Origin of the sequence: Actinokineospora sp. (assembly GCF_050699995.1) — a bacterium.
In the GTDB taxonomy this organism is placed as follows: Bacteria; Actinomycetota; Actinomycetes; order Mycobacteriales; family Pseudonocardiaceae; genus Actinokineospora.
In genome coordinates this window covers 24,809-50,093 of record NZ_JBOHGC010000172.1, presented here as the reverse complement: position 1 = coordinate 50,093, position 25,285 = coordinate 24,809, and the positions used below count along the sequence as shown (strand labels likewise).

At 70.3% G+C, this 25,285-nt stretch carries 26 protein-coding genes; 14 read left to right on the top strand and 12 right to left on the bottom strand.

Features of this window, described 5'->3' with window-relative positions; translation table 11 throughout:
* Positions 1–373 precede the first annotated feature (373 nt).
* Positions 374–1,015: a DUF1707 SHOCT-like domain-containing protein gene (locus ACRDSQ_RS09700; RefSeq protein ID WP_431420508.1), complete on the bottom strand. Its 642-nt coding sequence runs from the start codon at positions 1,013–1,015 to the stop codon at positions 374–376.
* 74 nt (positions 1,016–1,089) lie between these two features.
* On the opposite strand from ACRDSQ_RS09700, the gene ACRDSQ_RS09695 reads away from it, so the two are divergent.
* Entirely contained in the window at positions 1,090–1,893 is an 804-nt protein-coding gene (locus tag ACRDSQ_RS09695) for a methyltransferase domain-containing protein (RefSeq protein ID WP_431420507.1), read from the top strand.
* On the opposite strand, the gene ACRDSQ_RS09690 is transcribed toward ACRDSQ_RS09695, so the two are convergent.
* Together ACRDSQ_RS09690 and ACRDSQ_RS09685 are read right to left on the bottom strand one after the other, a co-directional pair.
* Entirely contained in the window at positions 1,855–3,966 is a 2,112-nt protein-coding gene (locus ACRDSQ_RS09690) for a bifunctional polysaccharide deacetylase/glycosyltransferase family 2 protein (protein WP_431420506.1), read from the bottom strand. The two genes, ACRDSQ_RS09695 and ACRDSQ_RS09690, sit on opposite strands and share 39 nt — an antisense overlap.
* On the bottom strand, positions 3,966–4,367 hold the full coding sequence (locus ACRDSQ_RS09685; RefSeq protein WP_431420505.1) for a hypothetical protein: 402 nt from the start codon (positions 4,365–4,367) through the stop codon (positions 3,966–3,968). The genes ACRDSQ_RS09690 and ACRDSQ_RS09685 overlap by 1 nt, the downstream gene beginning before the upstream one ends.
* Before the next feature lie 112 nt (positions 4,368–4,479).
* Between ACRDSQ_RS09685 and upp the strand changes: the two genes are divergently transcribed.
* A complete protein-coding gene (upp, locus tag ACRDSQ_RS09680; protein WP_431420504.1) occupies positions 4,480–5,103 on the top strand; it encodes a uracil phosphoribosyltransferase in 624 nt (207 codons plus the stop codon).
* On the opposite strand, the gene ACRDSQ_RS09675 is transcribed toward upp, so the two are convergent.
* A complete protein-coding gene (locus tag ACRDSQ_RS09675) occupies positions 5,100–5,687 on the bottom strand; it encodes a TetR/AcrR family transcriptional regulator (protein ID WP_431420503.1) in 588 nt (195 codons plus the stop codon). The two genes, upp and ACRDSQ_RS09675, sit on opposite strands and share 4 nt — an antisense overlap.
* A gap of 78 nt (positions 5,688–5,765) precedes the next feature.
* Here ACRDSQ_RS09675 and ACRDSQ_RS09670 point away from each other — a divergent pair, with 78 nt between their 5' ends.
* From ACRDSQ_RS09670 to ACRDSQ_RS09655, 4 genes are read left to right on the top strand one after another with little or no spacing between them, the layout of a single operon-like run.
* Positions 5,766–5,972, top strand: a complete 207-nt coding sequence (locus ACRDSQ_RS09670) for a ribbon-helix-helix protein, CopG family (protein WP_091383967.1) — start codon at positions 5,766–5,768, stop codon at positions 5,970–5,972.
* Entirely contained in the window at positions 5,969–6,358 is a 390-nt protein-coding gene (locus ACRDSQ_RS09665) for a type II toxin-antitoxin system death-on-curing family toxin (RefSeq protein ID WP_431420502.1), read from the top strand. Before ACRDSQ_RS09670 ends, ACRDSQ_RS09665 begins: the two co-directional genes overlap by 4 nt.
* A 37-nt stretch (positions 6,359–6,395) precedes the next feature.
* Positions 6,396–6,773 carry a MerR family transcriptional regulator gene (locus ACRDSQ_RS09660; RefSeq protein WP_431420501.1) on the top strand — a complete coding sequence of 126 codons (378 nt, stop codon included), beginning with the start codon at positions 6,396–6,398 and terminating at the stop codon, positions 6,771–6,773.
* Complete coding sequence (locus ACRDSQ_RS09655) at positions 6,770–7,750, top strand: aldo/keto reductase (protein WP_431420500.1); 981 nt, start codon at positions 6,770–6,772, stop codon at positions 7,748–7,750. Before ACRDSQ_RS09660 ends, ACRDSQ_RS09655 begins: the two co-directional genes overlap by 4 nt.
* A 129-nt stretch (positions 7,751–7,879) precedes the next feature.
* On the opposite strand, the gene ACRDSQ_RS09650 is transcribed toward ACRDSQ_RS09655, so the two are convergent.
* The 5 genes from ACRDSQ_RS09650 to ACRDSQ_RS09630 are packed head-to-tail and all read right to left on the bottom strand — an operon-like array spanning position 7,880 to position 12,167.
* Positions 7,880–8,329, bottom strand: a complete 450-nt coding sequence (locus ACRDSQ_RS09650; protein ID WP_431420512.1) for a flavodoxin family protein — start codon at positions 8,327–8,329, stop codon at positions 7,880–7,882.
* A 23-nt stretch (positions 8,330–8,352) separates the two neighbouring features.
* The gene (locus ACRDSQ_RS09645; RefSeq protein WP_431420511.1) at positions 8,353–9,966 is read right to left on the bottom strand and encodes a phospho-sugar mutase; all 1,614 of its coding nucleotides are present in this window, start codon (positions 9,964–9,966) and stop codon (positions 8,353–8,355) included.
* Between the two features lie 41 nt (positions 9,967–10,007).
* A complete protein-coding gene (locus ACRDSQ_RS09640; protein WP_431420499.1) occupies positions 10,008–10,820 on the bottom strand; it encodes a purine-nucleoside phosphorylase in 813 nt (270 codons plus the stop codon).
* Between the two features lie 10 nt (positions 10,821–10,830).
* Complete coding sequence (locus tag ACRDSQ_RS09635; protein WP_431420498.1) at positions 10,831–11,247, bottom strand: ABA4-like family protein; 417 nt, start codon at positions 11,245–11,247, stop codon at positions 10,831–10,833.
* Positions 11,244–12,167: a hypothetical protein gene (locus ACRDSQ_RS09630; RefSeq protein ID WP_431420497.1), complete on the bottom strand. Its 924-nt coding sequence runs from the start codon at positions 12,165–12,167 to the stop codon at positions 11,244–11,246. Before ACRDSQ_RS09630 ends, ACRDSQ_RS09635 begins: the two co-directional genes overlap by 4 nt.
* A 96-nt stretch (positions 12,168–12,263) precedes the next feature.
* Here ACRDSQ_RS09630 and ACRDSQ_RS09625 point away from each other — a divergent pair, with 96 nt between their 5' ends.
* On the top strand, positions 12,264–12,893 hold the full coding sequence (locus tag ACRDSQ_RS09625; RefSeq protein WP_431420496.1) for a MerR family transcriptional regulator: 630 nt from the start codon (positions 12,264–12,266) through the stop codon (positions 12,891–12,893).
* Here the strand turns inward: ACRDSQ_RS09625 and ACRDSQ_RS09620 are convergent, their stop codons facing one another.
* Positions 12,894–14,570 carry a protein kinase domain-containing protein gene (locus ACRDSQ_RS09620; RefSeq protein ID WP_431420495.1) on the bottom strand — a complete coding sequence of 559 codons (1,677 nt, stop codon included), beginning with the start codon at positions 14,568–14,570 and terminating at the stop codon, positions 12,894–12,896.
* Between the two features lie 134 nt (positions 14,571–14,704).
* On the opposite strand from ACRDSQ_RS09620, the gene ACRDSQ_RS09615 reads away from it, so the two are divergent.
* From ACRDSQ_RS09615 to ACRDSQ_RS09590, 6 genes are all read left to right on the top strand, one after another.
* Positions 14,705–16,555 (top strand): methylmalonyl-CoA mutase family protein, encoded by a 1,851-nt coding sequence (locus ACRDSQ_RS09615; protein ID WP_431420494.1) that lies wholly within the window; start codon positions 14,705–14,707, stop codon positions 16,553–16,555.
* Entirely contained in the window at positions 16,552–18,732 is a 2,181-nt protein-coding gene (gene scpA / locus ACRDSQ_RS09610) for a methylmalonyl-CoA mutase (protein WP_431420493.1), read from the top strand. Before ACRDSQ_RS09615 ends, scpA begins: the two co-directional genes overlap by 4 nt.
* Entirely contained in the window at positions 18,725–19,723 is a 999-nt protein-coding gene (gene meaB / locus ACRDSQ_RS09605) for a methylmalonyl Co-A mutase-associated GTPase MeaB (RefSeq protein ID WP_431420492.1), read from the top strand. Before scpA ends, meaB begins: the two co-directional genes overlap by 8 nt.
* Before the next feature lie 36 nt (positions 19,724–19,759).
* Positions 19,760–20,017: a hypothetical protein gene (locus tag ACRDSQ_RS09600; RefSeq protein WP_431420491.1), complete on the top strand. Its 258-nt coding sequence runs from the start codon at positions 19,760–19,762 to the stop codon at positions 20,015–20,017.
* Between the two features lie 190 nt (positions 20,018–20,207).
* Positions 20,208–21,512 (top strand): M20 family metallopeptidase, encoded by a 1,305-nt coding sequence (locus ACRDSQ_RS09595; protein ID WP_431420490.1) that lies wholly within the window; start codon positions 20,208–20,210, stop codon positions 21,510–21,512.
* A 127-nt stretch (positions 21,513–21,639) separates the two neighbouring features.
* Positions 21,640–22,536 (top strand): endonuclease domain-containing protein, encoded by an 897-nt coding sequence (locus ACRDSQ_RS09590; RefSeq protein WP_431420489.1) that lies wholly within the window; start codon positions 21,640–21,642, stop codon positions 22,534–22,536.
* Between the two features lie 68 nt (positions 22,537–22,604).
* On the opposite strand, the gene ACRDSQ_RS09585 is transcribed toward ACRDSQ_RS09590, so the two are convergent.
* Both ACRDSQ_RS09585 and ACRDSQ_RS09580 read right to left on the bottom strand, forming a co-directional pair.
* Positions 22,605–23,174 carry an AMIN-like domain-containing (lipo)protein gene (locus ACRDSQ_RS09585; protein ID WP_431420488.1) on the bottom strand — a complete coding sequence of 190 codons (570 nt, stop codon included), beginning with the start codon at positions 23,172–23,174 and terminating at the stop codon, positions 22,605–22,607.
* Between the two features lie 101 nt (positions 23,175–23,275).
* Positions 23,276–23,734, bottom strand: coding sequence for a gamma-glutamylcyclotransferase family protein (locus tag ACRDSQ_RS09580; protein ID WP_431420487.1), 459 nt, complete (start codon positions 23,732–23,734; stop codon positions 23,276–23,278).
* A 127-nt stretch (positions 23,735–23,861) separates the two neighbouring features.
* Here ACRDSQ_RS09580 and ACRDSQ_RS09575 point away from each other — a divergent pair, with 127 nt between their 5' ends.
* Positions 23,862–25,265, top strand: coding sequence for an NAD(P)H-quinone dehydrogenase (locus ACRDSQ_RS09575; RefSeq protein WP_431420486.1), 1,404 nt, complete (start codon positions 23,862–23,864; stop codon positions 25,263–25,265).
* Positions 25,266–25,285 lie beyond the last annotated feature (20 nt).

Below are 25,285 nucleotides of genomic sequence, written 5' to 3'. Positions count from 1 at the left end.
GTCGCGCTGCGGGCCTTCGTGGCCAACTCGGCGCGACCGCGTGTCAGTCAGAGTCGGGTTGAGGCAGCGGCACGGGAGCGCCCGAGCGCTGGTTCACTGTCGGCTCCGCGATGGAGCAGGCCGGGTTGCCCGCGGTGCTGCTTCTGTTCCCCGCACCACGTCTTGGTTGCCCTGGCCGTGGACCTCTCGCCGCCGCTTACGGGCGATGATCCATCGCGTCGACCGCCTCTGTGGCCCGCAGGGATCGCGCGCCTGTACAAGCGATAGGGGACGGGTCGAGCACCACCACCTGTGGTTCTTCGGGCCGCACGTCGACCCCCGCCCATCCTGGCGAACCCAGTGACACGCGCGACCGATCAACGCCTAAAGCGGGTCAGTGCTCGATCTCGCGGTGTCCGCGCTTGTCCTTGCGCCGACGCGGCGGCTTGACGTCCACGCTGCCCCACATGGCGAAGCCGGTGATGCGGACGACCGGGGAGCCGGGAGGGCCCTGGGTGCGGACGGAGTTGGCGAAGCCGCCCATGAAGCCGATGCCGTCGACCACCACAGTGATGCCCTCGGGCACCCGGATCTCGACCCCGCCCATCAGGGCGTAGGCCTGGATCACGGTCTCCGCCGCTTCGAACGTGGCCTGGGTCAGGTCGATCTCGACCCCGCCCATGATCGCGATGGCGTTGAACGACGGCGGGACCACCCACGGCCCCTTGCGGTCCGAGCCCGACATGATCGCGATCGCGTTGGACGACGTGCCGCGGCCGCCGATGCGGTTGGGTGCGGGCGTCGCGAGTGGCTGTTGGATTCGCGGGACCACCTGGTAGCCGGGCAGGTCGCGGACCACGGGGATCAGGTCCCCGTAGGTTTTCGCGGCGTAGACCTGGTCCAACCGCTCCTCGAGTTCTCCGACGGTGAGCCTGCCCTCGGACATGGCTTCGTGGAGGATTTTCGAGAAGCGCTCCCGGTCGTCGTTGGACGCGCGCATCTCGTGCGGACCTGGGATTGCCGGCTGCTCGCTCACGCCGGGCAGCGTAGCGCGATCGGGTGACGTCGCGAGGCGCAACCGAACCGATCCGACCCGGCTACGGTGGGCTCATGCCAGAAAGTGAACCGTCGTTCCGCGCCGAGCGGATCAATCCAGCCGACCTGGACCGGCTGGTCGCCCTCCTCGACCTGCAGGCCGCCCTGCCCGGCATCCAGCGGCTGCGGCAGTGGGCGATGCTCGCGCTCGACCCGCAGCCAGGCGAGAAGGCCCTCGACGTGGGCGCCGGGACCGGCTCGGAAGTGCAGGCGTTCGCCGCCGCGGTCGGGTCCGCGGGCGACGCTGTCGGGGTCGAGCCGAACGCCGGGATGCGGTCGATCGCCGAGGAGCGCGCGAGGGGCAGCGCCGCCCGGTTCGTCGACGGCGACGCGTACGAACTTCCCTTTGCGGACAACACTTTCGACGCCGTCCGCTGTGAGCGGGTCTTCCAGCACCTCCACGAGCCCGAGCGGGCGGCCGCCGAGATCGCCCGGGTGCTGCGGCCGGGCGGGCGGGCGGTGGTGATCGACTCCGACTGGGCGACCGCGATCCTGCACCCCGGCGACCCGGCCGTGCTGAACGCCCTCACCGGGGCCATGCTCGCCACCACGCCCAACCCCCACAGCGGGCGCGGGCTCGCCGGGCAGCTCACCGCCGCCGGGCTGAAGGTGACCGACATCGGTTCGCAGGCCCTGATCCAGGACAACGCCGCCGCCGACGGCTCCCTCGTGCGCATGCTGGCCGCCACCGGCATCCATCGCGGCGCCATCACCCAGGATCAGGCCGACAAGTTCCTCGCCGACCTGGCCGAGGGCGCCGCGGCAGGCGACTTCCACATGTCAGTGACGATGTTCGCCGTCCTGGCCCACAAGGGCTAGGTCCTGACCGCGCCGCTCCAGCTTGTGCCAGGGCAGCCGCACCCCCGACACGGCCGTGGCCAGCGACTGGATGACCACCAGGTACATCAGCTGCCGGTACACGAACTGCTGCAGCGGCAACGCCCACAGCGGGCCCAGCCGCTCCTTGTCGAGCCGGAACGCGATGATCGCCGGGATCGCCTGCATCAGCAGGAAACCGAGCCACGTCAGCAGCGTCGTCGTCGCGTCGCCGGTGAGCAGGCCGAACACGGCGGCGACGTCGACGATCGGCGCCAGCACCGGCAGCAGCACCTGGAACATCAGCAGGTACGGCAGCCCGCGCCTGCCCAGCTTGCCCGACTGCCCCGGCTCTATGACCGCCCGCCGGTGCTTCCACACGGCCTGCAAAGTGCCGTAGCACCAGCGGTAACGCTGCTTCCACAGCTGCCCGAGCGTCGCCGGGGCCTCGGTCCACGCGCCCTCCGAGTAGATCACCCGCCAGCCGTCGCGCTCCAACGCCATCGTGAGGTCGGTGTCCTCGGCGAGCGTGTCCTCGCCGACGCCGCCCACTTCCAGCACCGCGGAACGACGGAACGCGCCGATCGCGCCGGGCACGGTCGGCATGCACTGCAGCACGTCGTACATGCGACGGTCGAGGTTGAAGCCGATGACGTACTCGATGTGCTGCCAGCGACCCAGGACGCCGCCGCGGTTGCCGACCTTCGCGTTGCCCGACACCGCGCCGATCGTCGGGTCGGCGAAGTGCGCGGCGAGCGTGCCGACCGCTTCGGGTTCCAGCACGGTGTCGCCGTCGACCATGACGATCAGCTCCGTGCGCGCCGCGGCGAGACCGGTGTTCAGCGCCGCCGCTTTGCCCGCGTTGGCCTGCCGGATCAGCCGGACCCTGGGCAGCTGCAGGTCTCGGACGATGCGCCCGGTGCCGTCGATGGAGCCGTCGTCGATGACGATGATCTCCAGCGGGTGCCGCGATTCCAGGATCGACCGCAGAGTAGCCTCGATGCCCTTCGCCTCGTTGTACGCGGGCACCAGCACCGTGACCGGGTAGCGGACCGGCCGCAAACGTTTTCCGCGGACCCGGCGCACGTGCATGCCCGTGGTCAGCAGCACCAGCAGCGTGCGCAGCGCGGCCACCGCGGTCGCCGCGATCAACACCACTTCCAACGATCCCGCGACGAACTGCGCGAGTTGCACGATGCCCACCAGCAGCAGCCCGCCCAGGCGGGCCAGCAGCCCCGGCAACGCGCCCGAGTCCTGCAGGCCGGTCGTCGTCGACACCGTCCCGATGGTCCAGCCGCGTGCCTGTAGGTCCGGGATGAGCCGGTCCAGCGCGGCCACCGTCTCGGTCCGGTCGCCGCCTGCGTCGTGCATGAGCAGGACCGCGCCCCGGTCGTCGCGCGGTGTGGAGTTCGCGACGATGGCGTCCACCCCTGGCTTGCGCCAGTCCTGCGAGTCCAGGTCGGAGAGCACCACGAGCCTGCCGTCGGCCCCGAGCCTGCGCGCGGCCTGCCAGGCCAGGTCGTCGAGGGACTCCGGCGTCGCGGCGTAGGGCGGGCGCACCAGTGCGGTGGTGCGGTTCGCGGTCCACGCGAGGGCCAGGTCGGTCGCCCGCAGCTCCATCCACGTGCGCGATTCGCTCGCCGTGCGCAGGTCGGTGTGCGTGGTGGTGTGGTGGCCGATCTCGTGGCCGCGCAGGATGATCTCGTCGACGAGGCCGGGGTACTTCGCCGCGCCGGCGCCGGTGATGAAGAACGTCGCGCGGACGTTGTGCCGGGCGAGGGTCTCCAGGATCTTCGGCGTCCACTCCGGGTCCGGGCCGTCGTCGAAGGTCAGGGCGAGCATCTTGTCTTTCGGCCCGACGGTCACCGGGGTGTCCCCGCGCGGATCGATCACCGCGCCGCCGTCGCGCGCGGCTGCGGGCACAGTGTTCGCCGTGCCGGTCGGTGAGGCGCCTTCCGCCCCGAGTCCGCCGCTCATGACCGCTTGCACGGTCAGCAAACCGGCCACCGCGACGAGCACGGCGACGAGCAGAACCCAGTGCGCTCGCGGCTTGCGTGCCCGGAGATGCCGCGCCACTAGCGCGGCGGCTTGGTCGGGCGGGGCAACTCGCTGGGCCGGCCGGGAGGCGTGTTGCCGGGTTTGGTCGTGGTGACCGCGGCGGACGAGCTGGTCGTTGTCGCCGGGGCCTTCGACGCCGTCGTCGTGGTGCTGGTCGGCGCCTCGGAGGTCTCGGTGCGCGAAGTCGGGGCCTTGGCGGCAGTGGTCTCTGCGGGCACGGGCTGCGCAGGTGCCGACGGCGGCGGCGGGATCGGCAGCGACGCCGTCGGTCCGATGGGCGCGCCGAACAGCGCGGCGATCAGCAGACCACCCACGGCGACCAGTGCGGCGACGCTCACGACGGCGGTGGTTCGCACGTGCTTGCGCCGCTTGCCGGTCGGGTCGACGAACACCGGTGCTGCGGTGGGTAAGTCGGGCATCTGTCACTCCAGCTCGGCGGACCGCGTCACCCTATCGGGCGACGACGATCCTCGGTATGCCGAACTTGTCACTCGACCCACACCGGTCGCCCAACCGCTACCGTGTGCGGTCATGGACGTCTTGACCGTGGATCACCCGCTCGCCAAAGCCCGTCTCACGGTCATGCGAGACGCCCGCACCGACAGCGCCAACTTCCGGGCCGCGCTGCACGAGCTGACCGTGATGCTCACCTACGAGGCGATGCGCGCCGCGCCGCTGCGGGTCGAGCGGATCCACACGCCCGTCGCACGCACCGACGGGCACTGGCTGGCCAACCCGCCGCTGCTCGTGCCGGTCCTGCGCGCCGGGCTGGGCATGGCCGACCAGGCGCACAAGCTGATTCCCGACGCCCAGATGGGCTTCGTCGGCCTGGCCCGCGACGAGGAGACCCTGCAGCCGACGCCGTACATGGAGTCGCTGCCCGCCGACCTTTCCGACCGGCCGGTGTTCGTGCTCGACCCGATGCTCGCCACCGGCGGCTCGATGGTCTACACGATCAATCTGCTGGTCGACCGCGGCGCCACCGACGTCACGGCGATCTGCGCCCTGGCCGCGCCGGAGGGCGTCGAGCACCTGCGCCAGGCCGGTCTGCCGGTCCGGCTGGTGACCGCGAGCATCGACGAGCGGCTCAACGACTCGGGCTTCATCGTCCCCGGCCTCGGCGACGCGGGCGACCGACAGTACGGCGCGGTCTAGATCAGCCAGCCGACAAGGTTGTTGCGCAGCGCCCGCTCGTAGGTGGGTTCGACGTCGAGATCCGGCGGCAGGTTGCCGGACAGCTCCAGCGACACCAGCCCGTGCACGATGCCCCAGCAGGCCATCGCCATGTGCCGGGCGGGCTCGGCGAACACCCCCGCGTCGATGCCCGCGTGGATGATGTCCTGCAGCGGCGCGAGCGCGGCCAAAGCCTCGGCGTGCGCGTCCTCGTCGGGCTCGAAACCCGGGATGACGTCGCCGAACATCACGCCGTAGAGGTGCGGGTCGGCCAAGGCGCTCTCCCGGTAGGCCAGGCCCAGCCGGACCATGTCCTCGCTCGGGTCGTCGGATGGCGTCACCGCGCGCAGCCTGCGGCCGAGTCGGTCGAACGCCTCGACGTACAGCTCGCGGACCAGGGCGGGCTTGCCGCCGAACAGGGAGTAGACCGCCGTGGTCGACGTGTCGACATCGGAGGCGAGTTTGCGCAGGCTCAACGCGGACGCGCCCTGGGTGGAGATCAGCTCACCGGCCCGGTCGAGCAGTCGGACCCGCAGCGCGTCGTCATGGGTCTTCGGTCGGGGCACGGAGCTCAGCTTAGCGCGAGGCGGTTTGGCAACAGGGTTATTGGTATCACCGTGGTACCACTGCGGTACGCTGGTCGCATGGCGATGACACTGCGCTTGACCGACGAGGAGAACGCCCACCTCGACGAGCTCGCGGCCGCGGAGGGGCGCTCCAAGCAGGAGATCCTGCGGCTGGCGCTGGCCGACCGCTGGGCCCGGCTGCACCGCGAGGAGCAGCTCGGCGAGGTCCTCGGCCGGGTGCTGCCCCGCTACCGGGGCCTGCTCGACCGCATCGGCACGGTGTGACGACTTATCTCGACGCCGGCGACCTGCTCGTCCTGGCCGCCGCCGTGACCGGTGGCGACTTGGTGGTCCGCGACCTGGGCCTGCTCGACTCCGCCGCGCACCGCCCGCGCGCGACCGTGCTCGGGGTGGAGGCGTACGACAACCTGTGGCTCAAGGCCGCCGCCCTGCTCGACTCCATCGTGCGCACCCGGCCGCTGGCCGAGGGGAACTGGCGCCTGGGCTGGGTCGCGGTGGTCACCTTCTGCGACCTCAACGGCTGGTGGATCGACGCCGAGACCGACGACGCCCTGGACCTGGTCCGCGAAGTCGGCCGGGGCGCGCTGGAGGTCCCGAAGCTCGCCGAGCACCTGGAAGCGTGGGCTTTGCCGAAGGAAAGCGATTTGTAGTTGACCTGGAGCGCACTCCAGGTCATACGGTCGAGGCGTGACTTACCCGATCGCCGAGGCGGCCCACCGCAGTGGGCTGTCGATCGACACCCTCCGGTACTACGAGCGCATCGAGCTGATCTCGCCCCCGGCGCGTGACTCCGCGGGCAGGCGCGCCTATTCCGACGACGACCTCGCGTGGCTGGAGTTCCTGACCAAGCTGCGCACCACCGGCATGCCCATCCAGATGATGCGCGAGTACGCCGCGCTGTGCCGCGAGGGCGCGGTCACCGCGGCCCCGCGCAAGGAAATCCTGGAACGCCACCGCGACGACGTCGCCGCGCACATCCAGCAGCTGCTGGCCTGTCTCGACATCCTCGACTACAAGATCGACAACTATGACCGCCTCGCGCGGTCCCAGGAGGCTTCCGCATGAAGACCCGCTTGTTGCGCGACCTGCGAGTCGGCGCCCAGGGCCTCGGCTGCATGGGCATGAGCGAGTTCTACGGCAAGACGGACGACATGGAGTCGATCGCCACCATCCACGCCGCACTGGACGGCGGGGTGACGCTGCTCGACACCGCGGACATGTACGGGCCGCACACGAACGAGGTACTGGTCGGCAAGGCCATCGCCGACCGCCGCGACCAGGTCGTCCTGGCCACGAAGTTCGGCATCGTCCGCGACCCGGCGAACCCGCTGGCCCGAGGCGTCCGCGGCGACGCCGAGTACATCCGTTCCGCTTGCGAGGCGTCGCTGAAGCGGCTCGGCGTCGACCACATCGACCTGTACTACCAGCACCGCGTCGACCCGGACACCCCGATCGAGGAGACCGTCGGCGCGATGGCCGAGCTGGTGTCCGAGGGCAAAGTCCGGCACCTCGGGCTTTCGGAGGCGGGTGCGGAAACCATCCGCCGCGCGAACGCCGTCCACCCGATAGCGGCGCTGCAGACCGAGTGGTCGCTGTGGACCCGTGACCTGGAGGCGGAAATCCTGCCGGTCGCCCGGGAACTGGGCATCGGCATCGTGGCGTACTCCCCGCTCGGCCGGGGCTTTCTCACCGGCCGCTTCACCTCCCGCGCCGACCTCCCCGAAGGCGACATGCGCGACAAGTTCCAGCCGCGCTTCACCGAGGGCAACTTCGAGGAGAACCTGGCCATCGCCGAGCGCCTGCGCACGATGGCGGCCGAACGCGGGGTCACCGCGGGTCAGCTGGCCTTGGCGTGGGTGCACAGCCGCGGCGAGGACGTCGTCCCCATCCCGGGCACCAAGCGCCGCACGTACCTGGCGGAAAACCTGGCCGCCGCCGACCTGGTCCTCACCCCCGAGGACATCAAGGCCCTCGAAGCAGCCGTCCCCACCCCCGCTGGCGCCCGCTACTTCCCCGACTCCCTGCGCACCACCAGCCGCTAACCGCGAGTCCAACACCCAGAACAACGAGTCCAACACCCAGAACAACGAGTCCAACAGTCAGAACAACGAGTTCGACGTTCAGGAGGTCCCGAACGTCGAACTCGTTGTCGGGAACGTTGGACTCGCGGACTAGAGGAGGCCGGCTGCGACCGTGGCGCCGAGTTCCCAGCAGCGGTCCAGGTCGGGCTTTTCGGGTTGGCCGAGGACGACGACGGGTTCCGCCGCCTGCGTCCAGCCCATTCCCTTGGTGATGGTGCGGATGCTGGTGACGGCGCCCTCGGTGCCTTGGTTGCCGTGGACGTAGAAGCCGAAGGGCGTGCCCTTCCCGGCGTCCAGGCACGGGTAGTAGACGGTGTCGAAGAAGTGTTTCAAGGCGCCCGACATGTACCCGATGTTGGCCGGGGTGCCGAGCACGATGGCGTCGGCGGCCAGGACGTCGGCGGCGGTCGCGGAGAGGGCGGGCTCGCGGACGACCTCGACCTCGGCCAGCTCGGGATCGCTCGCGCCCGACACCACGGCCTCGAACATCGCCTGCAGCGCGGGTGACGGTGTGTGGTGAACGATCAGCAGTCTGGGCACGGCCACCGAGTCTGCCAGATCACCTACCGCAGCAGCCCGGCCACCTCGTCAGCCAACGCATCCAGAGAACCGAGAGCGCGCGCCCGAACACCGGCCAGCGAAGAACGATCCGGCACCGGCTCGACGATCTCCAAGTACGCCTTGATCTTCGGCTCCGTCCCGGACGGACGCACGATCACCCGCACGCCCTCCCCGCTGAACCGCAGCACATCCGCGGAAGGCAGCAAGTCCTCGCACGTCACCGCCACCCCCGCCAGCTCGGAGGGCGGGTCGACCCGAAGATCCGACATGAGCTTCGCGATCCGCGCCAAATCGGTGACCCGCAACGACACCTGCCGTGTCAGGTGCAGGCCGTGCGTCACGGCGAGGTCGTCCAGCGCGTCCAGCAGCGTCCGACCGGAAGCCCGCAAGGTCGCTGCCAGGTCGCACACCAGCACCGCCGCGGAGATCCCGTCCTTGTCCCGCACCGAATCCGGGTCGACGCAGTGGCCGAGCGCCTCCTCGTAGGCGTAGACCAGCCCGGTGCCGTTTCCGTCGCCGGCGCGCATCAGCCACTTGAATCCGGTCAGCGTCGCGTCATAGCGAACGCCGTGTGCCGAAGCGATCGACGCGAGCAGCGAGGACGACACAATCGTGTTGGCCACCAAGGCATCCGGATGCATCATTCGGTCCAAAGTGGACAGGGTGTGCACGCCGAGCAGCGCGCCGGTCTCGTCGCCGAGCAGCATCCGCCAGCCCTCAGGACCGCGGACACCTACCGCGCACCGGTCGGCGTCCGGGTCCAGTGCGATCGCCACGTCGGCGTCGACCTCGGCCGCCTTGGCCAGCAACAGATCCGTCGCCCCCGGCTCCTCCGGGTTCGGGAACGGCGCCGTCGGGAAGTCCGGGTCCGGCTGGGCCTGCTCCGACACCATCCGCACGTCGACGAACCCGGCCTGGTTCAACGCCAACGCCAGCGTTCCCGCGCCGACGCCATGCAGAGCGGTCGCCACCACGCGCAGTTCGCGGGCGGTGCCGTGCGGAAGCGACGACACCCGGTCCAGATACGCACGCGGGACATCGTCGCCGAGCGTCGTCCAGTTGTCGGAGCGCGGCACGGACACCGCGGGCGGGCTCGTCGTGACGGCGGCCTCGATCTCACGGTCGGCGGGCGGCACGATCTGTGCGCCCGAGTCGAGGTAGAGCTTGTACCCGTTGTCCGCGGGCGGGTTGTGCGACGCGGTGATCTGGATTCCCGCCACCGCCCCGAACTTGCGCACGGCGAAAGCCAGCACCGGCGTCGGAAGCGGCCGGGGCAACACCCGCACGTCGAACCCGGCGGCGGCCAGAACCCCAGCGGCGTCGGCGAAGAAGGCCTCCGACCCGCGCCGGGCGTCCCGTCCGACGACCACGATCCCCGACGTGCGCCCCTGTGCCTTGAGCCAGGACGCGAGACCGGCGGTGGTCCGGATGACCACCGCACGGTTCATCCCATTGGATCCGGCCCGCACCGGCCCGCGCAGCCCGGCGGTGCCGAACTCCAGCGTGCCCGCCATCCGGTCGGCCACCTCGTCGATCGCCGCCGGGTCGCCGCCCATCGCGGCCGCGACCACCTTCTGCAGTTCCAGCTTGGTGTCCGGGTCGGGGTCGTCGGCCATCCAGCGGAACGCGCGGTCGCGCAGGTCCGAGGTCAGTCGGGTCACGACCGCAGGGCCAGCCCGTGCAGCAGCGTGCCCATCGAACCCGCGGCTTCCCGACCGGCTTCGAGCACTTCCAGGTGGTTGAGCGGCTCGCCGGTGATACCCGCCGCCAGGTTCGTCACCAGCGACAGCCCGAGGACCTCGACACCCGCCGCGCGGGCCGCGATGGCTTCGAGGACCGTGGACATACCGACCAGACCCGCGCCCATGACCCGCAGCATGTGGATCTCCGCCGGGGTCTCGAAGTGCGGTCCCGGCAGGCCCGCGTACACGCCTTCGACCAGCGTCGGGTCGATCTCGCGGGCCACGGCGCGCAGCCGTGAGGAGTACAGGTCGGTCAGGTCGACGAATTCGGCGCCCACCAGCGGGGAGCGCGCGGTCAGGTTCAGGTGGTCGCTGATCAGGACCGGCTGGCCGACCCGCACGCCTTCCATGAGGCAGCCCGCCGCGTTGGTCAGCACCACGGCGCGCACACCGGCGGCCGCCGCCGTGCGAATCCCGTGGACCACACGCGCGACCGGGTGGCCCTCGTAGAGGTGCGTGCGCCCGAGGACGAGGAGGACCTTCTTGCCGTCGACGTCGACCGACCGGATCGTGCCGCCGTGTCCCTGGACCGTCGGCGCGAGGAAGCCGGGCAGCTCCGCCATCGGGACCTCGGCGATCGGGTCGCCGAGGTCGTCGGCGGCGGTCCGCCAGCCGGAGCCGAGGACGAAGGCCAGGTCGTGTCGTTCCACCCCGGTCCGTTCGGCAAGCGCTTTCGCCGCCTGCTCCGCGAAGGCCGTCGGGTCTGTGTCGATGTCGATTGCGGTCACTTCCGGGAGCCTACGCGCGCGTGCGCGCCCGAAGCACGAGGAACACCGGCAGCCCGATCGGTGAGAGCAGGATGGTCAACACGAGCAGGGGCCCCATGATCAGGGGGTGGATCCCGAGCCTGCGGGACTCGAGGTACATCCACCGCCCGATGAACAGGTCCCACGCGATCACCTGCGCCCAGATCAGGGTGATCCCCGCGCCGTCGGCGGCGAACGCGGTGAGCTTCTCCACCGTCGGCGTGGTGAACAGCGCCCACAGCTCGGGCAGCCGTGGCACGCCGAGGACCGCCCAGACGCCCAGCGGCGGCAGCACGATCCACGGTGAGGAGACGATCCGGTGGGTCCACGACCAGGTGGGCGCGAAGACCATCAGCGCCCAGAACGGGACGGTGACGTAGAAGGCGAGGTCGAACAGCAGGTCGTTCACGCGGACACCAGCGCCCGTGCCGCGGACTTGGCCCACGCGACTCCCGCGGCGCCCGCCGCGATGATCCCGGCGAACGCGAGCAGCGTGACCGAGTCCGGCTCGACCAGGGCCTGCCCGCGGAACGCCTGCCAGGTGACCAGGCCGAACAGTCCGATGTAGACACCGCTCGCGGTCCACACCAGCCGGGTGCGCACCTCTTCGTGGGCCAGGATCGCGTACCGGGTGACCAGGGCGGCCAGCACGATCGCGACCAGCGGAAGCACCTGCAGCGCGTGGATGCCCACGAAGTGCCCGACCCGCAGGTCGCCGCCGACCAGGTTCCACCCGGTGATCGGCATGGCGGGCCCGCCGTCGACCACGCCGATCGAGTGCGCCCCCGCGGTCCCGATGATCCCGGTGTCCCGCTGCGACATCAGCGGGCCGATGAGCATTCCGGCCAGCGACGTCGCCATGCCGGTGACGACCGCGAGCCGAAGCGGCCGGGGCATGGCGACGTTGCGCGCGACCGAGACCGAAACGACCAGGGTCGCGGTCCAGATGACCGCCACCGTGATGCCCATGACGACCCACAGCGTGGCGTCGAACGGGGTCTCGACGTTGAAGTGGCTGCGCCTGCCGCGCAGCGCCTGCCCGGCGATCGCCACCATCTCGATGACCCCCGCGACGACCAGCAGGGTGCCGATGTGGTGCAGCCGGCGCGGGCGGCGCGGGTGCAGCGACATCAGCCAGGCCCAGGTCACGCTGTAGGCGATGAACGACACGGCGAACTTGAACGTCTTGAGCCAGTTGGGTGCGCCGGCGATCATCCGGTCGTCCACGACGAGCCCGGCGAGGGAGAAGGCCGCCATGGCGACCATGGCGACGGAGAAGAGCATGAGCGGTCGGTGCCACTCGATGACTTGGGCGAGTCTGGTGCGCACGTGATCCCCCTAAATGGATAGCGGTACTTCCCACTATCGATAAGTACACTATCTGCCTGGCCGGATGGCAAGGACGAATCTCGACGAGGAGGCGCGGTGCGGATCGGCGAACTGAGCAAGCGCAGCGGCGTGGCCGTGCCGACGATCAAGTTCTACCTGCGGGAAGGCATGCTCCCGCCGGGCGAGCGCACCAGCCCCAACCAGGCGCAATACGACGACAGCCACGTACGCAGGCTGCGGCTCGTGCGGGCGATGGTCGACCTCGGCGGTCTGTCCGTGGCGGCCGTCCGCGACATCCTCGCCACCGTCGACTCCCCGACCGACGACCTCGACAAGCTGATGGGCACGGTGTCGAAAGGGCTGACCCAGGCGCCCGAGGAGGTCGACGAGACCGCGCTGGACGAGGTCTTCGACCTGATCGAGGATCTGGGTTGGCTGTGCAACCGGGAGCACCCGGCGGCCCGCTCCCTCGCCCTGGTGTACACCGCCGCGCGCGAGATCGACCATCCCCAGCTCATCGCCGCCATGCGCCGGTACGCCGAGGCCTCCGAGCTGATCGCGAAGGCCGATTTGGACTATGTCGAGAACTTCAGTGGGATCGATCGTGTCCTGGAGAGCGTGGTGGTCGGCACCGTACTGGGTGACTCCGCGCTCGCGGCGTTGCGGAAACTCGCGCAGACGGCGGAGTCCCACCGGCGGTACGGGTCTGACGATCCGGTGGAGTGATCAGCCGGTCGCGCGGAACTCCGCGACCGTGCGGGTGAACAGGCCGCGCTTGCCGCTGTCCTCCTGCTCGATCGGCACGGTCAGGCTGACCACCCACAGGTCCGACCCGGCGGGCAGCAGGTTCGCGAACGTCGCCCGGTTGAGGTCCGCGGTGACCGGACCGGTCGCGTCGTCGGCCACGTCGACCGTCCGGTAGGTCAGCTGCATCGACGGCTCGGGCACTCCCTGGGCCAGCTCTGACGTGCCCACCAGCCGGTATCCGGGCGCGCGGCCAGCCAAGACCTTGAGGTACTTGTCGATGCGGTGGGTGGGATAGAAGTTCGGGAACCGCTCCACCACCAGTTCCGACGTGCCGTCCGGGGCCACCCAGTGCACCCGCGTGCTGTTGGTCAGCGTCTTCTCCGCGCGCTGCTCGACGAACTTGACCCAGTCGGCGGGCACGGGGATGGCGAAGCTGCCCCCCTGCTCGCCCGCGAGGGTGGCGGCGTCCGCCGTGCGCACCTCGACGTCGCGAACCGGCGCCGACGGGGCCTGCGACGCCTGGACCTGGGTCCGCGGGCCGATGGGTTCGCCGCCGACGAACCGGGTCAGCGCGAACCCGCCCGCCGCCGCGGCCGCGAACAACACGACGGCGGCGACGCCGGCCGCGACCGCGCCCCTGCGGGACCGGCTGGGTTCGGGCCCGGTGAAGGGCAGCGGACCGGGCGCGGGCGCGAGCGGCGCGCTGGGGGAGGACACCGGGTCCGCGGTGATCGCGACCGTGGGGCCGCTCGGGGCGGTCGCGGCTTCGATCGGCGCGGGCGGTGTCGTCTTCAGGTCGGCGAACACCGGGGTCCCCGGGACCGGCTGCAGCGGGTGCAGCCGCGCGCGGACCTCGCTCAGCGAGATCCGCTCGGCCGGGTCCTTCACCATCAGCGCCTCGATCACCGACCGCATCGGGCCGTCGACCGTCGGCGTCGGGATCTCGCCGTGCACGACCTCCGAGACGATGTCGAGCGCCTCGCCATCCGGGTCGTACGGCGCCCGACCCTCGACCGCCGCGTAGAGCGTGGCGCCCAGCCCCCACAGATCCGCGCGGGGGCTGACGGCGGCGCCGGACGCGATCTCGGGGGCGATGTAGGCGGGCGAGCCCAGCATGATCCCGGTGCGGGTGAGTGTTTTCTCCGAGACATTGCGCGCGATTCCGAAGTCGGTGAGCTTGACTCGGCCGTCGAGACCCACCAGCACGTTGCCCGGTTTGACGTCCCGGTGTGTGATTCCCGCCTCGTGCGCGGCCTGCAGGCCCGCCGCGACCGCGTCACCGACGACGGCCGCCTGGGTGATCGTGAGCGGCCCGTTGGCCCGCAAAATCTGCGCCAAGCTGGCCGCGGGCAGGTATTCCATGATCACGAACGGCTCGCCGTCGACCCGGACGACGTCGTGCAGGGTGATGACATTGGGGTGCGACACGACGGCGATGGCCCTGGCCTCGCGCATCGTGCGTTCCCGCAGCTCATCGGCCTCGCCCTGGGGAATTCCCTGGTCGAGCCGGACCTCTTTCACCGCGACCGGGCGGTGCAGGTGCTCGTCGTAGGCCTCCCACACCGTGCCCATGGACCCCTGCCCGAGCAGCGCGCGCAGCCGGTAACGGCCTGCGACCAGGCGCTGAGGTGGATCTGAGTCGGACACAGTGGACACCCGGCCATTGTCGCCGAAACTCGCGGCTCGGCGGTGGCGAAAGCAGGCAAGACCCCGGGCGGTTTGTGAATCGCGATTAGCCTCACAACGTCCTCGCCTGGTGTTGACGCCCGGTTTCCGTAGCATTTCTGGGCATGACATCCCCCACTGCGAGGGCGAGCACGGCGCCGGACGACTTGGTTCTGGCGGGCGAGTTCGCCGACGCCGCCCGCGAGCAGTGGCAGGACCTTGTCGCGGGCGTGCTCCGCAAGTCAGGTGCCCTGCCCGAAGAGTTCGACGGGGCGGTCGAGTCGCTGCTCGCGACCACCACCTACGACGGCATTGTCCTGGAGCCGCTCTACACCGCCGAGGACGCGCCGCCGCCCGCCGGATTCCCCGGTCTGCCGCCTTATGTCCGCGGCGGCAAGCCGCAGGGCAACGTCGCGACCGGGTGGGATGTGCGCCAGCGCCACGCCGACCCCGACCCCGAAGCGGCGCGCAAGGCCGTCATGGCGGACCTGGAGAACGGCGTCACGTCGCTGTGGCTGGCCGTGGGTGGCAGCGGGCTGCCGGTCTCGGCGCTGGCCGACGTGCTGCAGGACGTCTACCTCGACCTCGCTCCGGTCACCCTCGACGCGGGCGCCGAGTTCCGCGCCGCCGCCGACGAGCTGCTGCGCGTGCACGCCGACAAGGGCATTCCCGCAGGTGAGGTCAAGGGCAACCTGGGTGCCGACCCCATCGGCCACCACGCCCGCACCGCCGCGGGGGCCGACCTCGACGGGGCCGCCGCGCTCGCGGTGAAGGTCGCCGCCGAGTACCCGGCGCTGCGCTCGGTCGTCGTCGACGGCCTGCCGTTCCATCACGCGGGCGGGTCCGACGCCGAGGAGCTGGGCGCGTCCATCGCCGCCGGTGTCGCCTACCTGCGTGCCCTGACCGACGCCGGGCTCGGCGTCGAGGCAGCCGCCGCGCAGCTGGAGTTCCGCTACGCCGCCACGGCCGACCAGTTCCTCACCATCGCCAAGTTCCGCGCCGGCCGCAGGCTGTGGGCCCGCGTCGCCGAGGTCACCGGGTTCGCCGAGCCGCAGCGGCAGCACGCGGTCAGCTCGCCGGCGATGATGACCAGGCGCGACCCGTGGGTGAACATGCTGCGCACCACGCTCGCCTGCTTCGGCGCGGGCGTCGGGGGCGCCGACTCCGTCACCGTCCTCCCGTTCGACGCCGCGCTCGGGCTGCCCGACGGGTTCGCCCGGCGCATCGCCCGCAACACGCAATCGGTGCTGCTTGACGAGTCCAAACTGGCCGGTGTGATCGACCCGGCGGGCGGCTCCTGGTTCGTCGAGCGGCTCACCGACGACCTCGCCCGCGCCGCGTGGGACTTCTTCACCGAGATCGAGCGCGCGGGTGGGATCGTCGCCGCCCTCGACACCGGCGTGATCGGCGACCGGCTCGCCGCCACCTGGGCGGCCCGCTCGGCCAACATCGCGAACCGGACCGACGCGATCACCGGCGTCAACGAGTTCCCGAACCTCGCCGAGAAGCCGATCGAGCGTTCACCGGAGCCCGCCGCGCCGAGCGGCGGCCTGCCGGTCATCCACTACGCCGAGGCGTACGAGGAACTGCGCGACCGTTCCGACCGGATACTCTCCGAGACCGGTGCACGGCCCAAGATCTTCCTCGCCACGTTCGGACCGGTCGCCGCGCACACCGCGCGGGCTTCCTTCGCCGCCAACCTGTTCCAGGCGGGCGGCATCGAGACAGTCGCCGGACCGGCCGAGGAGTTCGCGGCGAGCGGCGCGACCATCGCGTGTCTCGCAGGCACCGACAAGGCCTACGCCGCCGACGCGGCCGCGGTCATCGAGACCCTGAAATCGGCGGGCGCCCAGCGGGTCCTGCTGGCCGGGAAGCCGAACGCCGAGCTGTCCACTGTGGACGAGTTCGTGTTCGCGGGCTGCGACGCGCTTGCCGTTCTGCGAGCTACCATGGAGACGTTGGGAGTCAAGGCATGAGCATCCCCGATTTCTCCGGAATCGACCTGGGTGGGCCCGCCGCGGGGTCGGCGGCCGACTGGCAGGCGGCGCTGCACGAGGCCACCGGCAAGGGCGCCGACGCGCTGTCCTGGGACACGCCTGAAGGCATCGGCGTCAAGCCGGTCTACGGGGCGGAGGACCTCGAAGGTCTCGACTTCCTGAACACGTACCCGGGAATCGCGCCGTACCTGCGCGGGCCGTACCCGACGATGTACGTCAACCAGCCGTGGACCATCCGCCAGTACGCGGGTTTCTCCACCGCCGAGGAGTCCAACGCCTTCTACCGCCGCAACCTCGCGGCAGGCCAAAAAGGACTGTCGGTCGCCTTCGACCTCGCCACCCACCGCGGCTACGACTCCGACCACCCGCGGGTGGCCGGTGACGTCGGCATGGCGGGCGTGGCCATCGACTCCATCTACGACATGCGCCGGCTCTTCGACGGCATCCCGCTGGACAAGATGAGCGTGTCGATGACGATGAACGGCGCCGTGCTGCCCGTTCTCGCGCTCTACGTCGTCGCGGCTGAGGAACAGGGTGTGGCGCCGGAAGCGCTTGCCGGGACCATCCAGAACGACATCCTCAAAGAGTTCATGGTTCGCAACACCTACATCTACCCGCCGCGGCCGTCGATGCGGATCATCTCCGACATCTTCAGCTACACGTCGCAGCACATGCCGAAGTACAACTCGATCTCCATCTCCGGCTACCACATGCAGGAAGCCGGGGCGACCGCCGACCTGGAACTGGCGTACACCCTCGCCGACGGCGTGGAGTACATCCGGGCCGGGCGCGACGCGGGCATGGACGTCGACCGGTTCGCGCCGCGGCTGTCGTTCTTCTGGGCCATCGGCATGAACTTCTTCATGGAGGTCGCCAAGATGCGGGCGGCCCGCCTGCTCTGGGCGAAACTCGTCAAGGGATTCGAGCCGAAGTCGGCGAAGTCGCTGTCGCTGCGCACCCACTGCCAGACCTCGGGCTGGTCGCTGACCGCGCAGGACGTCTACAACAACGTGATCCGCACCTGCGTCGAGGCGATGGCCGCGACCCAGGGCCACACGCAGTCGCTGCACACCAACGCCCTCGACGAGGCGCTGGCGCTGCCCACGGACTTCTCCGCGCGCATCGCCCGCAACACGCAGCTGCTGCTGCAGCAGGAGTCCGGCACCACCCGGGTCATCGACCCGTGGGGCGGCAGCGCGTTCATCGAGCGGCTCACCTACGACCTCGCCCGCAAGGCGTGGGGCCACATCAGCGAGGTCGAGGCCGCCGGCGGCATGGCGCAGGCCATCGATGCGGGCATCCCCAAGCTGCGCATCGAGGAAGCCGCGGCCCGCACCCAGGCCCGCATCGACTCCGGGCGCCAGCCGGTCATCGGGGTCAACAAGTACCGGGTCGAGACCGAGGACCACATCGACGTCCTCAAGGTCGACAACAAGGGTGTGCGCGGGCAGCAGATCGAGAAGCTGCGCAGGCTCCGCGAGGAACGCGACTCCGACGCCGTCGGGAGCGCGCTGAACGCCCTGACCAACGCCGCCGACGGTGGCGGCAACCTGCTCGAACTCGCGATCGACGCGGCCCGCAAGAAGGCCACGGTCGGCGAGATCTCCGAGGCGCTGGGCAAGGTCTGGGGACGGCACTCCGCCCAGATCCGTACGATCTCCGGTGTGTACCGCGACGAAGTCGGCCAGTCGTCCACTGTGGACGACGCGCGCGCCGTCGTCGACGCGTTCGCCGAGGCCGAGGGCCGCCGTCCGCGCATCCTGGTCGCCAAGATGGGCCAGGACGGGCACGACCGCGGCCAGAAGGTGATCGCCACAGCGTTCGCCGACCTCGGCTTCGACGTCGACGTGGGCCCGCTGTTCTCCACCCCGGACGAGGTCGCGCGCCAGGCCGTCGAGGCCGACGTGCACATCGTCGGGGTCAACTCCCTCGCCGCCGGTCACCTCACCCTGGTGCCCGCGCTGCGCGAGGAGCTCGCGGCGTTGGGCCGCGACGACATCATGATCGTGGTCGGCGGCGTCATCCCGCCGCAGGACTTCGACGAGCTACGCGCCGCGGGCGCGGCGGCGATCTTCCCGCCCGGCACGGTCATCGCCGACGCCGCCGCCGAACTGCTGCGCAAGCTCGCCGAGCGGCACGGGCACTCGCTTGGGTAGAAAAATCGATGTCGGCGAGTACGCCAAAGGTGTGCTCGCCGGCGACCGGGGGCTGCTCTCGCGGGCCATCACGCTGGTGGAGTCCAAGCGGGCCGACCACCGCGCGCTGGCCCAGGAGCTGCTCGTCGAGCTGCTGCCGCACGCGGGCGGCGCGCACCGGGTCGGCATCACCGGCGTCCCCGGCGTGGGCAAGTCGACGTTCATCGACGCGCTCGGGTCGAACCTGACCGCGGCGGGCCATCGGGTCGCGGTCCTGGCCGTCGACCCGTCGTCGACCCGGACGGGCGGCAGCATCCTGGGTGACAAGACCCGGATGGCGCGGCTCGCGGTCGACCCGTCGGCGTTCATCCGGCCGTCGCCGACGTCGGGCACGCTCGGCGGGGTCGCGAAGGCCACGCGCGAGACCATCGTGCTGATGGAGGCCGCGGGCTACGACACGGTCCTCGTCGAGACCGTCGGCGTCGGGCAGTCCGAGGTCACGGTCGCCAACATGGTCGACTGTTTCCTGTTCCTGACCCTCGCGCGCACCGGCGACCAGCTGCAGGGGATCAAGAAGGGCGTCCTGGAGCTGGCGGACGTCATCGCGGTCAACAAGGCCGACGGCGACCACGCGCGGGAGGCCCAGAAGGCCGCCCGAGAGCTCGCTGGGGCGCTGCGGCTGCTGCGCGCCCCCGAAGGGGCCTGGACTCCGCCCGTGCTCACGTGCAGCGGCCAGGAGAACCTCGGGCTCGACACGCTGTGGGAGCAGATCGAGCTGCACCACAAGACCCTGTCGGAGTCGGGCGAACTGGCCGACAAGCGGCGCCGCCAGCAGGTCGACTGGACCTGGTCGATGGTCCAGGACACCCTTCTCGGCCGACTTCACGACCACCCGGCCGTGCGCGCGCTGGCCCCGGACCTGGAACGACAGGTCCGCGACGGCGAGCTGACCGCCACCCTGGCCGCCGAACGCATCCTCGCGGCCTTCGCGGAGCGTGAGCGGTCCGACTAATCTGGTCACGACCTCACCACCCTTTGGAGGGCTCGGATGCCTGTGACCAGGCTGCTGCTCGGACTTCTGCTCAGCGCGCTCGTCGTGCTCGGCGCGGCCCCGATGGCCGGTGCCGACCCCCTGGCGCAGCCCACGGAGACCGTCGCGCCGACGGGCCCGACCCTGGAGCCCGCGCCCACCGAGGACGATGCGGCACGTTCGAAGAACAAGCTTGTGATCGGGCTGACCGCGGCCGTCCTCTTGGGAATCGTGATCTATGGCAATCGGGTGAGGGCGAAGCGGCGCAAGTCGTGATGACCGCAGCTCAGCGCCGGTAGGCGGTCCTTCGTCTTGATCATCGAACTGCTCGGCCGAACACCGCGTGCCGTTCGTCGCATGGTCAGTACCGGCGGTCTTGCGATGTGGTCGCCGTAACGGATCGGGCCGGGGGATGATGCACTATGGGACAGGAGATGGAAACCGAAACCACAGCCGGAGGGGTCGCGTGACTCTGCTGGACTCGCGACCCGAACTCCCGTCGGAGGGTGGTCGCAACGGACACCTCGCCGTCTCCGGAGAGGATTCAGCCGTGCTGATCACGTCCAGTGGGGTCAGTATGCCCACTGTGGAGGATCTCGCGGCCGGGCGTGGACCCGCCTGGCTCGACCAGTGGCTGGACGCCAACGCGTCCGACGTGTTGGCGTGGTTCCGGCACTTCCACGAGCACCCGGAGCTGTCCCGGCAGGAGTTCGCGACCACCGAGATGGTGGCGGGGCTGCTCAAGTCCTTCGGCCTGCAGCCCGAGTTGCTCCCCGACGGCAACGGCCTGATCTGCGACGTCGGCGAGGGCGACCGCTGCGTCGCCCTGCGGGCCGACATGGACGCGCTGCCGATGACCGAGGCGACCGGCCTGCCGTACGCGGCCAAGGTCCAGGGCGTCTGCCACGCCTGCGGCCACGACGCCCACACCACGATCCTGCTGGCCACCGGCATCGCGCTGGCTTCCGCGCCCGAGCTGCCCGGCCGGGTCCGGCTCATCTTCCAGCCCGCCGAGGAGGTCATGCCCGGCGGAGCCCTGGAGGTCATCGACGCGGGCGGCCTCGACGGCGTCGACCGCATCTTCGGCCTCCACTGCGACCCGCGCCTGGAGGTCGGCCGCATCGGCACCCGGGTCGGCGCGATCACCTCGGCCACCGACCTGCTGGAGCTGCGCCTGACGTCGCCGGGCGGCCACACCTCGCGCCCGCACCTGACGGCCGACCTGGTGCACGCCCTCGGCACGGTCATCACCGGCCTCCCGGCCCTGCTGTCCCGCCGAATCGATCCCCGCTCCGGCACCGTCCTGGTCTGGGGCGCGGTCCACGCGGGCGAGGCCGCCAACGCGGTCCCCCAGGACGGCGTCCTGCGCGGCACCCTGCGCACCGGCGACCACGACGTCTGGGCGGACCTTGAGCCCATCGTCGCCAGCCTGGTCGAGTCTCTCCTGGCCCCCACCGGCGTCGGCTTCGAACTGATCCACACCCGCGGCGTGCCCCCGGTGATCAACGACCGCGAGAGCACCCAAATCCTCCGCGCGGGCATCGAGTCCGCCCTCGGCCAGGACGCCCTGGCAGGCACCAAGCAGTCCAGCGGCGGCGAGGACTTCGGCTGGTACCTGGAAAAGATCCCCGGCTCCTTCATGCGCCTCGGCGTGTGGTCCGGCGAAGGCCCGATCCACGACCTCCACCAGCCAACGTTCCAACTGGACGAACGCGCCCTCCTCACCGGCATCCGCACCATGACCCACACCGCCCTAACCGCCCTCACCTAACCGCGAGTCCCCACCTCCCGACAACGAGTTCTCACTCCACGACAATGAGTTCTCAATTCGGGCCCGGTTATCCACAGGCGCGCGACTGATCGAGGACGTGCGGCCGAATTGTTGACAGTGTGGACGCATGATTTCGAACTATTCCCATGGTGCGTTCCTTCGCAGTGATCTGACCGCAAGGCTCGGCGAACCCACCGTTCGCGCAGCATTGGCGAGCGGCCGGCTCGTCGCGTACTCCCGCAAGGTGATCATCGATCGCCACCGGATGTTCGAATTGCTGACGAGAGCCAATGCGGCCTTGCTCCACACCGGACCGAAGGCCGCCCTGACCGGGTTCACAGCGGCTTGGCTGCACGGTTGCGCAGCCGCAGACATCGGTGTTGTGCATGTGCTCTCCGGCTACGACAGAAAGGTCCCGGCGCGACCGGGTCTCATCGTGCACGCGGGCAGCATGGACGGACTCGAGGTGATCGACATCGAGGGTCTTCGGGTGGTCGCGCTGGAAATGGCCATCGCGGAGGTTCTCTGCACCGGTCACCGGCCGACAGCCCTCGCCTGTGTTGATCAAGCCTTGGCTTTGGTCGGCCCGATGGGCCGAGGCGACTTGCATGGGGCGATCGAACACCGACTAGCCACCCGCCCAGATCCGCGAGGTCGTAGGCGCGCTCAAGCCTTGCTTGATCTAGCCACCGGAAGACCGGAATCACCTGCCGAGAGCGCGCTCCTACTGGCGATCTTCGACGAAGGTCTGCCTCTTCCCGCAGCCCAAGTGCCCGTAGTGGATATCCACGGGAGACCGATTTACCGCCTGGACTTCGGCTGGGAGGAGCCGATGGTCGCTCTGGAATACGACGGTCACGCCGAGCACGAGGGCCGAGCCGAGCGGGATGCGGCACGCGATCGTGACCTGGCAGCGCGTGGCTGGATGGTCGTCCGGGCCACGGCTGCTGATCTGCGATCCCCCGCCCGCCTCATGGACGATCTCCGGACGGCATTCGCCGCCCGGAGATTCTTGTCCGCCTGATTCATCAGCGAACTGAGACTCGTTGTCGTGACGTGAGAACTCGCTGTCGGGAGGTGGGGACTCGCGGGTTACCAGAAGTGGGCTACGTCGATGACTATGCGGGAGCCGCCGTCTGGGTTGTTGAGGACGAAGGTGCGGAAGGGGAGGCGGGCGCGGACGCCGAGACCGATGGTGGTCTGGCCTTCGAAGCTGCCCGCGTACGCGACCTGGCGGAAGGTCTGCCAGCCGGTGACGTTGACGAGTTCGTTGCGGTTGGCCGGGGTGAACGTGGGATTGCCGTAGTCGTCGTACGCCGGGGCGGTCGCGAGGATCTGCAGCTTGGCGCCGCCACGGAGGGGGACGACGTGGCCGGAGCCGTCCTGGATGACTTCGCTGACGTACTGGACGCGGTAGCCGTCGGCGCCGCCGGAGCGGATGTCGATGACGAGCCGATCCCAGCAGTAGTGCCTGCCACCGCGTACGCCCACCATGGGCGCGGACTCGGTCGGTGTCGCGGACTTCGCCAGGGAACCCCAGCTGATCCCGCAGTAGCCCTCAGTCGCCGACGCCGACGACGGGCCCACTACCGCGACCGCGGCTGCCGCGCCGAGGGTGACCGCCAGGGTGGTCAGTCGCTTGGTCCATCTTCGAGCCTTCATCGCCATCTCTCCTCGCACCGGCCGAATCGTTCGGCGAGCGTCTGACCGTGATTTCGGTCATATCCGAGAAGACGTGCGGCGGACCCGCTGGTTGCGGTCGGTCAGCCCTTTGCCGGGCCGATGCCGTCGCAGGGGCGAACCCGCAGGTCGGCGACGTAGTCCGCGGGTGCTCCGGCGGCTTCGGCCGCGTCGGCGACCACCCCGAGGTACCGGGCCGACGGCAGGCCGCCCTCGTAGGCGTCGAGGACGTAGAGCCAGGCGAGCACGGAGCCCTCCAGGGTCTGCACCCGCAGCCTGATTTTGGAGTGAAGGCCCAGCTCAGAGCCCTCCCACCGGTCGAGCAGCGGCTCGTCGTCGGTGACGTCGTAGAGCACGACGAACACCTGCGAGTCCGGGTCTTCGACGATGGTGGCCAGTGCGCCTTCCCAACCGAGGTCTTCGCCTCCGAAGGTCAGCCGCCACCCCACCAGCCATCCAGTCCCCGCCATCGGCGAGTGCGGGGCTCGCTGCATCATCTGGGCCGGGTCCATGTTCGACCCATAAGCGGCGTATAGCGGCACTCCGACAGCGTAGCGACACAACCGATCATCGGCAGGGAAGCCGGGCGTTTTCCATCCGACCAGATGTGACCTGCGTCCCGCGCGTACCGTATTCGCGGACGTCAACGCGCATATGAGGAGGACGCACGTGAGCCGGATCGTGATCATGGGTGGAGGCCCCGCGGGTTACGAGGCGGCCCTGGTCGCGGCCCAGCACGGCGCCGATGTCACCGTGGTCGAGCGGGATGGCCTCGGTGGCGCCTGCGTCCTCTACGACTGTGTTCCGTCGAAGACCTTCATCGCCTCCGCGGGCGCCCGCTCGGCCTTCCGCGATGCCGATGAGCTGGGGATCGGCGTCGAGGACGTCGACTCCTCGGTCAATCTGCCGGTCGTGCGCGGCCGGGTTCGCGGGCTTGCCTTGGCCCAGTCCGCCGACATCCGCAACCGCATCCAGCGCGAGGGTGTGCGCCTGCTGACCGGCTACGGCCGCTTCTGCAACGACCGCCCCGGCATGGCCGCCCACCGGGTCGCCGTCACCGGCAACGACGGGACCGAAGAGGTCCTCGACGCCGATGTCGTCCTCATCGCCACCGGCGCGAACCCGCGGGTCATCGCGGGCGCCGAGCCGGACGGCAAGCGGGTGCTCGACTGGCGCCAGATCTACGACCTCCCCGAACTGCCCGAGCACCTCGTGGTCGTCGGCTCCGGGGTGACCGGCGCCGAGTTCGCGTCGGCGTTCATCGAGATGGGCGTCAAGGTCACCGTCATCTCCAGCCGCGACCGCGTCCTGCCCCATGAGGACGCCGACGCCGCCGCCGTGCTGGAGGACGTGTTCTCCGAGCGCGGCACCACGCTGGTCAAGCACGCCCGCGCCGAGAAGATCGAGCGCGACGACACCGGCGTGAAGGTCCACCTCAAGGGCGGCGAGATCGTCGAGGCGTCGCACGCGCTGATGACGGTCGGCTCGGTGCCCAACACCAGCGACATCGGCCTGGACAAGATCGGCATCGACCTGGGTCCCGGCGGGTTCATCAACGTCGACCGGGTCTCGCGCACCAGCGTCCCCGGTGTCTACGCGGCGGGCGACTGCACCGGCGTGCTGATGCTGGCCTCCGTCGCGGCCATGCAGGGCCGCATCGCGATGTGGCACGCGCTGGGCGAGGGGGTCGCGCCGATCAAGCTCAAAACGGTGGCCGCCAACGTCTTCACCCACCCGGAGATCGCGACCGTCGGCATCAGCCAGCAGGCGATCGACTCCGGCGAGGTGCCCGCACGCACCGTCATGCTGCCGCTGGCCACCAACGCCCGGGCCAAGATGGAGGGCCTGCGGCGCGGCTTCGTGAAGCTGTTCTGCCGTCCCGCGACCGGTGTGGTCATCGGTGGCGTGATCGTGGCCCCGAGCGCGAGCGAGCTGATCCTGCCTATCGCGCTCGCGGTTCAGAACCAGCTCACCGTGGACGACTTGGCACTGACCTTCTCGGTGTACCCGTCGCTCTCGGGTTCGATCACCGAAGCGGGCCGCCAGCTGATGCGCCACGACGACCTGGATTGATGGTCCGGGCGGGTGCCCGG

What these genes read in the sequence shown, in the direction of transcription:
- ACRDSQ_RS09695 (WP_431420507.1), top strand. Translation starts at nt 1,090, where the DNA reads ATGCCAGAAAGTGAACCGTCGTTCCGCGCCGAGCGGATCAATCCAGCC.
- ACRDSQ_RS09685 (WP_431420505.1), bottom strand. Translation starts at nt 4,367, where the DNA reads ATGCCCGACTTACCCACCGCAGCACCGGTGTTCGTCGACCCGACCGGC.
- upp (WP_431420504.1), top strand. Translation starts at nt 4,480, where the DNA reads ATGGACGTCTTGACCGTGGATCACCCGCTCGCCAAAGCCCGTCTCACG.
- ACRDSQ_RS09670 (WP_091383967.1), top strand. Translation starts at nt 5,766, where the DNA reads ATGGCGATGACACTGCGCTTGACCGACGAGGAGAACGCCCACCTCGAC.
- ACRDSQ_RS09655 (WP_431420500.1), top strand. Translation starts at nt 6,770, where the DNA reads ATGAAGACCCGCTTGTTGCGCGACCTGCGAGTCGGCGCCCAGGGCCTC.
- ACRDSQ_RS09645 (WP_431420511.1), bottom strand. Translation starts at nt 9,966, where the DNA reads ATGGCCGACGACCCCGACCCGGACACCAAGCTGGAACTGCAGAAGGTG.
- ACRDSQ_RS09615 (WP_431420494.1), top strand. Translation starts at nt 14,705, where the DNA reads ATGACATCCCCCACTGCGAGGGCGAGCACGGCGCCGGACGACTTGGTT.
- scpA (WP_431420493.1), top strand. Translation starts at nt 16,552, where the DNA reads ATGAGCATCCCCGATTTCTCCGGAATCGACCTGGGTGGGCCCGCCGCG.
- ACRDSQ_RS09600 (WP_431420491.1), top strand. Translation starts at nt 19,760, where the DNA reads ATGCCTGTGACCAGGCTGCTGCTCGGACTTCTGCTCAGCGCGCTCGTC.
- ACRDSQ_RS09590 (WP_431420489.1), top strand. Translation starts at nt 21,640, where the DNA reads ATGATTTCGAACTATTCCCATGGTGCGTTCCTTCGCAGTGATCTGACC.
- ACRDSQ_RS09585 (WP_431420488.1), bottom strand. Translation starts at nt 23,174, where the DNA reads ATGAAGGCTCGAAGATGGACCAAGCGACTGACCACCCTGGCGGTCACC.